This window comes from Moraxella sp. CTOTU46934 (assembly GCF_031979465.1).
GTDB lineage: Bacteria > Pseudomonadota > Gammaproteobacteria > Pseudomonadales > Moraxellaceae > Faucicola > Faucicola tetraodonis.
The window spans coordinates 557,985-566,345 of the sequence record NZ_DALZEG010000001.1; the positions used below are offsets into that span (position 1 = coordinate 557,985).

The window sequence follows — 8,361 nt, forward strand, 5'->3', positions numbered from 1 at the left end:
AACCCCATGTCAACCACCATCACCCAAGCCATGATTTTATCCGCGGGTAAAGGCACTCGGCTGCGCCCTTTAACCTTGACCACGCCAAAACCGCTTGTCGAAGTCGGTGGGCAGCCGCTTATCGTATGGCATATCAAAGCACTCAAACAAGCGGGTATCACCGATATCACCATCAATGTATCATGGCTTGCGGACAAACTGCTAAATGCAATCGGCGATGGCAGTCAATACGGTGTCACCATTCATTGGTCGATTGAGCCAGAAGAACCGCTTGAGACAGCAGGCGGTATCAAGCTGGCTTTGGCTACTGGTAAATTAAAAGACCAGCCATTTATCTTGGTCAATGGGGATGTGTGGACGCCTTTTGATTTTGCTCAACTAAGCCATCTTAAGCTAAACGATTCGCAGGCTTATTTGCTACTCACCGACCAAGCGACGCACAACCCAACTGGCGATTTTGCCTTAGAAAATGGCAAGGTCAAGGTAGAAGGCACGCCAAAATATACTTTTGCAGGGATTAGTGTGATGTCACCAAGATTATTGGATACGGTCAAGGTAGGTGAAACTGCGCCGCTTGCGCCACTACTCAAACAAGCCATGCAAGCCGGTTTGGTCATGGGGGATTTGCTGAGCGATGCGTGGGTCGATGTAGGCACGCTTGAGCGTTTAGAAAATTTGAACCAAAAATTGTCGGCTAAAAAGTAATTTGGCAGAAAATTTCATCTTTTGCCATTTTGCTTTTATTTGAAAGCCGAGCAAACTAAACGGTTAAAGCTAAAAAAATGACCCAAAACTGTGATAAAATTTGTCACAGTTTTATTTTTAGCATGTTACATACGACAAAATTTAATTCTGCAATTAATTCTGTAATATAGGAAAGCCAATGACCACCCCAATTTCTGAACGTCGTCTTGCCAACGCCATCCGTACCCTAGCTTTTGAAGCGGTGCAAAAAGCCAATTCTGGACATCCAGGCGCGCCGATGGGCATGGCAGATATCGCTGAAGTGTTATGGCGTAAGTTTTTAAAGCACAATCCAACCGACCCAAATTGGCTAAATCGCGACCGTTTTGTCCTTTCAAATGGTCATGGCTCAATGTTGCAGTACGCTTTGCTGCACTTGACAGGGTATGACGTTAGCATTGAGGATATCAAAAATTTCCGCCAATTGCACTCTAAAACCCCCGGTCACCCTGAATATGGCTATACCGCAGGTGTGGAAACTACCACAGGTCCGTTGGGTCAAGGGATTGCCAACGCCGTAGGTTTTGCGATTGCAGAAAAAACCCTAGCCGCGCAATTTAACCGAGATGGTCACCAAGTCATCGACCACCAAACCTATTGCTTTTTAGGTGATGGCTGTTTGATGGAAGGTATTAGCCATGAAGTTTGCTCATTAGCCGGTACGCTGCAGCTGGGCAAATTGGTTGTCTACTATGATGACAATGGTATTTCGATTGATGGTGACGTCGAAGGCTGGTTCTCAGATGACACCCAAAAACGTTTTGAAGCCTATGGCTGGCAAGTGCAAAAAGTTGACGGTCACGATACCGATGCCATTACCCAAGCGACCCAAAATGCTATAGCTGAAAAAAATAAACCCTCACTCATCATTTGTAAAACCGTGATTGGCGCAGGTTCACCCAACAAGCAAGGCAAAGAAGATTCACATGGTGCACCCCTTGGCGCGGATGAAATCTTGCTTACCCGTCAAGCCCTCAAGTGGGATCATGAAGCCTTTGAACTGCCAGACGATATTTATGAAGGGTGGGATTGCACAGTTAAAGGTCAAGCGCTACAGCAATCATGGGAAAGTGAGTTTGATGCTTATAAAGACGCTTACCCAGAGCTTGCCAGTGAATTGCTTCGCCGTGTGAATGGTGACTTGCCAGCAAATTTTGAGACACAAGCCCAAGAATTTATCAAGGCGTGTCAAGATAACCCAGAAAACATTGCAACGCGTAAAGCCAGCCAAAATTCAATCAATGCCTTGCAGCCATTATTGCCAGAGCTGCTTGGCGGTTCCGCTGATTTGGCAGGGTCAAATTTAACTTGGTTTAAAAATGCCAAAGCGCTCGAAGATAACGCGGCAGGTAACTATATTCATTACGGTGTGCGTGAATTTGGTATGACGGCGATTGCCAATGGTATTGCCTTATACGGCGGCTTTATTCCCTATGTGGCAACGTTCTTGATGTTTATGGAATATGCGCGCAATGCAGTGCGTATGTCCGCCTTGATGAAACAACGCGTCATTAATGTCTATACGCACGACTCAATCGGTCTGGGTGAAGATGGACCTACTCACCAACCTGTCGAGCAGTTATCAAGTCTGCGTGCCACCCCAAATCTACATACTTGGCGACCATGTGATACGGTCGAGTCAGCTGTGGCATGGGTAGAAGCGTTGAAAGCAAAATCAACGCCATCTGCGCTGATTTTTAGCCGTCAAAACCTACCGCACCAAGCGCGAGATATCGAGCAAGTAGCCAATATTGCCAAAGGTGGTTATGTGCTAGCCAAAGAACAAGGCGAGCTACGTGCCATCATCATCGCCACAGGTTCAGAGATTGAGCTTGCAATGAATGCTTACACTGAGTTGACTGCCGAAGGTTTGGGCGTGCGCGTTGTATCAATGCCCTGTGCTGAAGTGTTTGCCAAACAAGAAATCAATTACCGTGACAGCGTGTTGCCACCGCAAGTGCGTGCGCGTGTGGCGGTTGAAGCCAGCCATATCGATTATTGGTACAAGTTTGTAGGGCTTGATGGTAAAGTCGTGGGTATGACGACCTTTGGTGAGTCTGCCCCTGCCAAAGACTTGTTCCCATACTTTAACATCACCACTGATGCGGTCATTCAAGCCGTGAAAGCGGTTGTTTAAGCAATATCATGGATAGTATATATGCTAAAAGAACAACTTGGGTGGATTTTCCACCCATTTTGGTGTTATATGCTTTAAATACATTGAAAAACCTCGATGAAGACCTGTATATACAAGCTAAATCGGGTAATGAATTATCCGCTATTAAACTCTTAACTCAATTGATGACACAAAAGGATATAGCAAGTATCAAGCATTGCTTACAAGGAAAATCTCCTATTATCGCTCCTGTATTAGCGATAGAATTTTTGGGAAATAATAGACTTCCAATGGTATTTGGTCAAATTCTTGCCAATGAGTTAAATCTGCCCATCACCTTTGACATCGTACAAGCTGTAAAAGCGAACCATACTAAGGCTAGTGCTTATGAGCGAATCGTCAGACAAGCTATTTTTACTGGCGAAGTTGAACGTGGTCGAGAATACTTAATCGTTGATGATACAGTGGCGATGGGTGGTACATTAGCAGGACTTAAAGGCTATATAGAAACAATGGGCGGTAAGGTAATTCAAGCAGTTGTATTAACTGGCTATCAATTACCTTTTTTTGATATTGTTCCAACCCAAAAAATGATACAATTAATTCAGCTTAAACATCCTGATTTAGCTCAATGGTGGCAAAATGAATTTCACTTTCCTCTCGAATACCTCACAAGCGGTGAACTCGGGCATTTCAAAAAACCAAAATCACTTGACGAAATCAGAAATAGACTCATTGAAGCAGGACTTCAAAAGAGCCTCTATTAATAGTCAAAAAATTTTAAAGATGACTAAAGTGGTAATAAGATAATCGAGGTTTCATCAATAAGACAAATTTCAGCAAGTACCTGATTATCTCTAATCCGCCAATCGCCGAGCACCAACCGTTTCTTATCGCCAATTTGATGAACAGCAGGGCGGTGAGTATGCCCATGAATCAGTATATCGGCTTTTTGCAAGGCTTGTCTGACGGCTTGTTCATTGACATCCATGATTTGCAGGGATTTTTTGGCATTATCAGTTTTGCTTTTTTGGCGTAAATCTTGCGCGATTTGTTGGCGTTTTTTGATGGGTAGCGCGAGCAAAATTTTTTTAGTGATAGGATGTTGGATGATTTTGCGAAAGCGTTGGTAACCTTTATCATCGGTGCACAGCGCATCGCCATGTTCTAGGCGAACTTTTTTGCCATTTAATGTCAAATAAAACGGCTCAAAAATCAATTGCCCGCCAAATTTGTCGCAAAATTGCTGCCCAAGCAAAAAATCCCGATTACCATGCATGACAAAAATCTGGCAGTTTTTATCAGATAATGTTTTGAGCTTTGCTATAATCGGCTGAAGCGCATCAGTTAATGTGTCTGTATCGGCAACATCATCCCCTAGCCAAGCTTCAAACCAATCACCCAAAATAAAAAACTGTGTTAAGTTGGGCAATAGAGCCAATTTATCTAAAAAATCTAAAAAAGCCTGCCCTAAAGGATTAGTGGCAGGCTCATTCATGCTCAAATGTAAGTCACTGATAAGAACCTGCGCAATGGCAGAGGGATTATCGATGACCAAATCTGCAAAACTTTGCATACAAAAAAATTATTTCTCAATTACTTTTGCATGGGTGATCACCACAGGCGTGGTTGGTACATCAGCGTGGAAACCGTATTTACCAGTCGGTACACCTTTGATTTTATTGACAATGTCCATGCCTTCAGTCACTTTACCAAACACCGCATAACCCCAGCCTTGTGGGTTTTTGCCCGAGAAGTTTAGGAAGCTATTGTCTTTTACATTGATAAAAAATTGCGCAGTCGCTGAATGTGGGTCAGAAGTACGTGCCATCGCAATCGTGCCGACTTCATTTTTTAAGCCATTATCTGCTTCGTTTTGGATGGGGGCATTGGTAGATTTTTCTGTCATGTTGGCGTCCATACCGCCACCTTGAATCATAAAACCGTCAATGACGCGGTGAAAAATCGTGCCATCATAATGACCTGATTTGACGTATTCTAAGAAGTTTGCCACGGTATTGGGGGCTTTTTCTTGATTGAGTTCGATAACGATGTTACCCATGGTGGTTTCTAATTCTACGTATGGCATATCCATTGTGAGCTCCTAATGGTTTTTATGGTTAAAAAAACGTGTCTTGCAATTGTTGTGGCTATCCTAGCGATTTTCAATCAAAAAGTCAGTATTTAGTTTGCAAAGTTGGCAAAATTAAATGTTTCAATTAAATTCATTTAAGTTTTTTCAATGTCAAAAAACTGCTAGAATGGCAGATTAGTTCACCATTTTTGTAATAGGTAAGGGGCAACCAAATGACGGCGACGACCGACAAAAATACAAAAACCGACGAGACAGCAACCAATAGTGAAAAAAATGACTTTATCCGTGCGATCGTACGCGATGACCTTGCTTCGCAAAAATATAGCCAGATTGTGACCCGTTTTCCACCTGAGCCCAATGGCTACTTACATTTGGGTCATGTCAAATCTATTTGTCTCAACTTTGGGCTGGCCAAGGAGTTTGCAGGGCTATGTAACCTACGGTTTGACGATACCAATCCTGATGCTGAAGATCAGGAGTTTGTAGATAATATCAAAGATGATGTCAAATGGCTCGGGTTTGATTGGGCAGGCGAGGCGCGCTATGCGTCTAGTTATTTTGCTCAATTGTATGATTGGGCGGTAAAATTAATCAAACAAGGTGATGCCTATGTTGATTTACAAAGTCCTGAAGATATTCGTGAAAACCGCGGCAATTTTGGTCAAGCAGGTAAAAATTCACCATACCGTGACGCCAGTGTTGAAGAGAATTTGCAACGCTTTGACGATATGAAACTTGGCAAATATGGCAACGGTGAAGCGGTGCTTCGTGCCAAAATCGACATGGCAAGCCCCAATATGAATATGCGCGATCCGATTTTATATCGTGTTATGCGCCAAGCGCATCACCAAACAGGCGATGATTGGTGCATTTATCCCATGTACGATTATGCTCACCCGTTGTCAGATGCCATCGAAGGTATTACGCATTCGATTTGCACCCTAGAATTTGAAGACCACCGTCCGTTTTATGATTGGGTGGTAGATAAAGTGGGATTTGACAAAGAACCACACCAATATGAATTTGCCCGCCTAAACGTAAACCATATTTTGACCAGTAAACGCAAACTCAAAAAACTGGTCGAAGATGAATTGGTGAGCGGTTGGGACGATCCGCGTATGCCGACCATTGCCGGTATGCGCCGCCGTGGTTATACCCCTGAAGGGTTACGCGACTTTTGTGACCGTGTAGGCGTCAGCAAGTCAGATGGTGTGGTGGATTTTGGCTTACTCGAGTTTAGTATCCGTAACTCATTAGAGCATGTGAATCGTGCCATGGCGGTACTAAGCCCACTAAAAGTGACGATTACCAATTTTGATGAAGCGGTTGCTAATGTTGAAACACTCAAAAAAGACAGTGTAAAAACTAAACTCGACAATGGTGTTTTATGGTTGACCCAGCCTAAAAATAGCCATGATGACAGCCAAGGTATGCGTGACATTCCCTTTACCAAAGAAATTTATATTGATAAAGGGGATTTTGAAATCACACCGCCTGAGGGCTATAAACGTTTGTCACCGCAAAACCCAGAAATCCGCTTACGCAATAGTTATGTGTTAAAGATTGAGGAGCACATCACCGATGACACTGGTGAAGTGGTGGGGTTAACAGCGACTATTGACCCAAAAACGTTGGGCAACAATCCAGAAGGACGTAAGGTTAAAGGTGTGATACATTGGGTTTCAGCCAGTCTAGGTGTACCCGCGAAGGTACGTCTGTATGAGCAGCTGTTTACCCAAGAAGACCCTGCCAAAATTGACATCAATAATTTAGCCGCAGAGATTAATCCCAATTCGCTACGTGAAGTAGATGCCATTGTCGAGCCTTCTTTATCACAAGTCAATGCAGGCGAGCGGTTCCAATTTGAACGCGAAGGGTTTTTTGTGGCAGATAGTAAAGATTATTCACCAGAGCATTTAGTGTTTAACCGTATTGTGACTTTAAAAGATAGTTTCAAACCATAAATTATCTTTAACTTATAGATTAGCTGGCATAGCAATATGTCGGCTTTTTTGTAAAAGGATATCTTAACCTATTGTTACTTAAGGTTTTATTATTGTATTAGCTAAACGGTTTTGTTATTTTTTTACATGCGTAACATATGTACTGTGCTAAACTACTCATCGTAAATTTAAGTCAGTCTTGCGTAATCAATCCGTTATTCTTGTTAGATTTTGTAACTTTTAATGGCTTGATTTTAATGGCTATTGGGCTTAAGGTATTGTTGTTCATCTGTTTTTCGTAAATATATTGGTAGTTTTGGTAACTGTATGCTTTATCCAACAGCAAGTTAACCATGATTTGATTGAGAGTGTTGAAATGAAAACATTGTTAAAGAAAACGTTGTTAGGTGCTGTGCTTGCACTGGTTGGCGTACAAAGTAATGCTGAATTAAATATGCAGACAGGTAGCCAAGCTAAGGTTAGTTGGGGTGGGCAGGGTAGCTTAGATAAAGCCCGTGCCATCATGTATAACAGCACGCCACAGACGACAAGTTTTAATAGTAGCAATTATAATAACTATAACAATGCATACAGTGAGGATGATGGCTACAATCCTGCTTGGTCTCAAGACACCACGCGGGCTTCGGGCAGCTATTTTGCCAATTCTAAAGGCGCTTTGGTAGTGGATGCGTTAACGGGCAATACCATTTATGAAAAAAATGCTGATATCGCCCGTCCGATTGCGTCAATCAGTAAATTGATGACGGCTGTGGTAGTGGCGGAATCAGGCGCTAATATGAGCGAAACATTGACGATTAGTCCATTAGATTTCAAAACCCCAAAACAATCGGGCAGTGACCGTCTAAAAGTTGGCGATCAGCTTAATCGTGCTGAAATGCTACTGATGATGATGATGAAATCAGAGAATCCCGCGGCTAAAGCATTAGCACGTACTGACCCTATGGGCTATGACAATTTTATCAGCCGTATGAACCAAAAAGCGCGTGAATTGGGGATGACGCAAACCCGTTATTATGACCCATCGGGTTTGGATTCTCGGAATGTGGCATCACCGCGTGATTTGGCAATTTTGGCGCGCTATGCTTATAAGCATAATTTAATTAGCCAGTTTAGTACCACGCCTAGCCGCCAATTTGGGGTAAATAATATCAATTCAGGTTACCGCACGGTTGCGGCGCGCAGTACCAATTACATGGTACGCGATGGTCTATACAATATTGGCCTATCAAAAACAGGGTATATTCGTGAAGCCGGCAACTGTGTTTTGTTTGAAACCAATGTCGGTAATCGTCCAGCCATCGTAGTGTTATTGGGCGCCAATGACTCAAAAACCCGTTGGAACGATGCAGAAAATATTATTGCTAATTTAAGCATGCGCCGATTCACCTAGGTTCTGTTGAACATTCAAAGCTTCAGCCAATGATAAGCAAAGGCTAGAGCGA

At 43.0% G+C, this 8,361-nt stretch carries 7 protein-coding genes; 5 read left to right on the forward strand and 2 right to left on the reverse strand.

Annotated features, from left to right (window positions below; all coding sequences use genetic code 11):
• Positions 1-6 precede the first annotated feature (6 nt).
• From murU to RTN07_RS02540, 3 genes are all read left to right on the forward strand, one after another.
• On the forward strand, positions 7-705 hold the full coding sequence (gene murU / locus RTN07_RS02530; RefSeq protein ID WP_312175368.1) for an N-acetylmuramate alpha-1-phosphate uridylyltransferase MurU: 699 nt from the start codon (positions 7-9) through the stop codon (positions 703-705).
• A gap of 178 nt (positions 706-883) precedes the next feature.
• Entirely contained in the window at positions 884-2,881 is a 1,998-nt protein-coding gene (tkt, locus tag RTN07_RS02535) for a transketolase (RefSeq protein WP_312175371.1), read from the forward strand.
• 8 nt (positions 2,882-2,889) lie between these two features.
• Positions 2,890-3,627, forward strand: a complete 738-nt coding sequence (locus RTN07_RS02540; protein ID WP_083106203.1) for a phosphoribosyltransferase — start codon at positions 2,890-2,892, stop codon at positions 3,625-3,627.
• Positions 3,628-3,650: 23 nt separating this feature from the next.
• Here RTN07_RS02540 and RTN07_RS02545 read toward each other — a convergent pair whose 3' ends face one another.
• Together RTN07_RS02545 and RTN07_RS02550 are read right to left on the reverse strand one after the other, a co-directional pair.
• Positions 3,651-4,436 (reverse strand): UDP-2,3-diacylglucosamine diphosphatase, encoded by a 786-nt coding sequence (locus RTN07_RS02545; protein ID WP_312175377.1) that lies wholly within the window; start codon positions 4,434-4,436, stop codon positions 3,651-3,653.
• 9 nt (positions 4,437-4,445) lie between these two features.
• Entirely contained in the window at positions 4,446-4,955 is a 510-nt protein-coding gene (locus tag RTN07_RS02550) for a peptidylprolyl isomerase (protein ID WP_060994994.1), read from the reverse strand.
• Between the two features lie 212 nt (positions 4,956-5,167).
• On the opposite strand from RTN07_RS02550, the gene RTN07_RS02555 reads away from it, so the two are divergent.
• Together RTN07_RS02555 and RTN07_RS02560 are read left to right on the forward strand one after the other, a co-directional pair.
• Positions 5,168-6,919, forward strand: a complete 1,752-nt coding sequence (locus RTN07_RS02555; protein ID WP_312175379.1) for a glutamine--tRNA ligase/YqeY domain fusion protein — start codon at positions 5,168-5,170, stop codon at positions 6,917-6,919.
• A 355-nt stretch (positions 6,920-7,274) separates the two neighbouring features.
• Positions 7,275-8,309, forward strand: coding sequence for a D-alanyl-D-alanine carboxypeptidase family protein (locus RTN07_RS02560; protein WP_312175381.1), 1,035 nt, complete (start codon positions 7,275-7,277; stop codon positions 8,307-8,309).
• The last annotated feature ends 52 nt before the right edge of the window (positions 8,310-8,361 follow it).

Coding starts and splice junctions, on each gene's coding strand:
- murU (WP_312175368.1), top strand. CDS start 7: ATGTCAACCACCATCACCCAAGCCATGATTTTATCCGCGGGTAAAGGC.
- tkt (WP_312175371.1), top strand. CDS start 884: ATGACCACCCCAATTTCTGAACGTCGTCTTGCCAACGCCATCCGTACC.
- RTN07_RS02540 (WP_083106203.1), top strand. CDS start 2,890: ATGGATAGTATATATGCTAAAAGAACAACTTGGGTGGATTTTCCACCC.
- RTN07_RS02545 (WP_312175377.1), bottom strand. CDS start 4,436: ATGCAAAGTTTTGCAGATTTGGTCATCGATAATCCCTCTGCCATTGCG.
- RTN07_RS02550 (WP_060994994.1), bottom strand. CDS start 4,955: ATGGATATGCCATACGTAGAATTAGAAACCACCATGGGTAACATCGTT.
- RTN07_RS02555 (WP_312175379.1), top strand. CDS start 5,168: ATGACGGCGACGACCGACAAAAATACAAAAACCGACGAGACAGCAACC.
- RTN07_RS02560 (WP_312175381.1), top strand. CDS start 7,275: ATGAAAACATTGTTAAAGAAAACGTTGTTAGGTGCTGTGCTTGCACTG.